We start from the raw sequence: 2,601 nt of genomic DNA, 5'->3' as shown, positions 1-2,601 counted from the left end.
TTATTTTTATCGTCCGGCTATACAAGCGTCCCCGACTCGTATAAGTATGGTTCTGATGATGCTGCCACCGGTCAAATGCTGGCGCCGGATAATTATGTGCAATATGCGTTAAGCCCTTCGGGCTACAACCGCTATCTTTATGCGAACGGGAACCCGTTAAAATATACGGATCCCAGCGGCGATCTGTCTCATGCAGAATGGAACCAGGCAATGAGCCTGATTGAAAATACAGTAGGCACAGGCGGCGGGAATGGAGGTTATATCAGTTCGGGAATGGGCTCGCCCTATATTTTTAAATCGATGGATGAGGCGTTTGGCTATGGTGTAGGTTATATATCAGATCATGGCTGGTGGGGCGGCACAGCGCCCGGTTCTGCCGGGCAGGCATTGGCTAACTATAGCGCCCGCACCCGTGGCAGCGGTCGTGTTACAGCTGGTATGTGGAACGGGTATATGTCTGCACAATGGAGCGGTTATGCCTATGATATCAATACCATGAATGCATCTTCCGTTAAGTTGGGTAACGGATTTCAAACTACGGGTCTTACTTATGCTCATGCAAACTTAGGAGGCTTTGTAACCACTTTTTATTCTTATTCAAAGGCAGAAGCGTTATTTTTGCAACAATCAAACGGGGGGAGTGAAAATGGAGGATTAAATTTAGGAGATTGGGGAAATATTTTGACAGGAGGAGGTTATTTAGCAAATGGTTTAGGAACCCAAATAGATGCTATCGTCAAGAGGAACTATCACGGCTATAATCCTAAATCAGTTATTAGAACAGGAAAATATTTGCCGTATAATATACGAGTATCTACAAAAGCACTACAAAATACCGCATCTACACTTAAGACTGCTGGAAATGCTGCAGGGTTTATGTCGTTAGGTATTACAACATATCAATATTTTGATGGTCAAATTTCAGGAACGGAAGCACTTGTTGATGGTTTCTTTGGAGTTCTTGGTTTTTTTCCGGCGACAGCAGGAATAAGTATTCTTTATTTTGGGGGGAAAGCCTTGTATGAGTATTCTACAGGTAATACTTTTTTTGAAAAACCGGGAGGGCAATGATGATAGTACTGTATTACCTAACATTCAGAGTTTACCGTTTTTATATTGACAAGTTAAATGAATCTCATATTCCATTAATTTACACAGCCAGTGTTGTTAGTATACTTTTATGGATAAACATATTTACATTATATGCTTTATTAGCACATTTGCATCTTGTCAGAGATATGACGGAAATTCTTCCGAATAAGTTTTATGTATTGATACCGATGTCAGTATTGTGGGGCATTATTTATTTTGGTATAGTAAGACCAAGACGATTTTTGAATTATGACTTTGAGAAAACCAGAAAAGGCGGTTTTGCAATAGTTAGTTATATAGTTCTTACCGCCTTAACCTTTGTCTTAGTTGCCAATTTGAATCGTGCGAGGTTAGCAGAAGAACGTTTGGCTAATCCTGTCAAAACAGAAGAGGTGCAGAAGAAACCTTCATTAGAGGGAAAAATACGAAAATGGTTTAAGGATAATTTTTAGCCCAAAATAGTCAGCTACAATCAAATGGGGGGACGGATTGGATGGATGTAAATTCATTTTTAAAGAAGTCAAGCACTACTGCCGTTGCCCTATCAGACCTTTATGTAAGCAAACACGCATTAAGCCAAATGCCTAAATGGTTAACAGGTCCGTATAACCGTTCAATAGCAATGAAAGGAGCGAAAGATTATACGAGTTTTATGTCAATTCAGATGAGGCGTTTAGGATGGCAACACGGAGGTCGAATTATTCAAAGAGCAGGAGTACCGATTATGATAGGAACTACTGTTATTGAAAATGCAATGTACTATGATGAAATAATAAAGACCAACCCACCTTTAGATGAAGTAAAAGACCATTATGATACTCCTTGGAATCCGGGATTTTGGATATGGATGAGAATAGAAAATCAATTGAAAAAATTAGGACCGAATAAAAAATAGGAGGAGTATAATTATGAAACTTTCACAGGAGCTAAAGGATTTTATTATTTCTTTCTGTAAGGAGATGAAGATTAAAAATATAGATGCTGAGAATATCAGTTTGGATACAAGCTTAGATTTAGACCTGAATATCTTCGATTTGGATATGGATGTTTTTATAGCGGACTTTTCAAAAAAATTTGATATTGATATTTCAGGATTTGAGTGGGGAAAGAAATATGATTACCCAAGTGGAAAAGGAATGGGTATTTTGTATATGACTCTTCGTTCGTTCAATTATAAGAAAGATTGGGTAAAGAGAATGTGCAGGAAATTATATAATCCTAAAATTTATGTTCGAGATTTACAAAATGCAATAGAAATAAAAGCATTTATCTGAAAACAAGCCACTCAATTTTGAGTGGCTTTGTTTTTTGCTGTAGTTTAAATCGTAGAAAAGTATTTCTTATAGCGCAGCTACATTTTTATTAAAGAAGTCTTTGAATTTCTTTTTGGTAAGCATAGTTTCAATCATTCCTAAGATGATGTTTATTTTTATCGTCCGGCTATACAAGCGTCCCCGACTCGTATAAGTATGGTTCTGATGATGCTGCCACCGGTCAAATGCTGGCGCC

Annotated in this window: 4 protein-coding genes; all 4 read left to right on the top strand. The window is 38.0% G+C overall.

Annotated elements, in window-relative coordinates:
- A partial coding sequence (locus tag ACYVBM_RS19515; protein ID WP_460687382.1) for a hypothetical protein occupies positions 1–1,071 on the top strand: 1,071 nt, incomplete at its 5' end.
- Positions 1,068–1,544, top strand: a complete 477-nt coding sequence (locus ACYVBM_RS19510) for a hypothetical protein (RefSeq protein ID WP_460687381.1) — start codon at positions 1,068–1,070, stop codon at positions 1,542–1,544. The genes ACYVBM_RS19515 and ACYVBM_RS19510, both read left to right, overlap by 4 nt.
- Positions 1,545–1,585: 41 nt before the next feature.
- Positions 1,586–1,987, top strand: coding sequence for a hypothetical protein (locus tag ACYVBM_RS19505; RefSeq protein WP_460687380.1), 402 nt, complete (start codon positions 1,586–1,588; stop codon positions 1,985–1,987).
- A 13-nt stretch (positions 1,988–2,000) separates the two neighbouring features.
- Positions 2,001–2,366, top strand: coding sequence for a DUF1493 family protein (locus ACYVBM_RS19500; protein ID WP_460687379.1), 366 nt, complete (start codon positions 2,001–2,003; stop codon positions 2,364–2,366).
- The last annotated feature ends 235 nt before the right edge of the window (positions 2,367–2,601 follow it).

The organism is Niabella aquatica (genome assembly GCF_054779315.1).
The sequence above is the reverse complement of the archived record's forward strand: the minus strand, read 5'-3'. Positions and strand labels throughout refer to the sequence as shown.

Coding starts and splice junctions, on each gene's coding strand:
- ACYVBM_RS19510 (WP_460687381.1), top strand. CDS start 1,068: ATGATGATAGTACTGTATTACCTAACATTCAGAGTTTACCGTTTTTAT.
- ACYVBM_RS19505 (WP_460687380.1), top strand. CDS start 1,586: ATGGATGTAAATTCATTTTTAAAGAAGTCAAGCACTACTGCCGTTGCC.
- ACYVBM_RS19500 (WP_460687379.1), top strand. CDS start 2,001: ATGAAACTTTCACAGGAGCTAAAGGATTTTATTATTTCTTTCTGTAAG.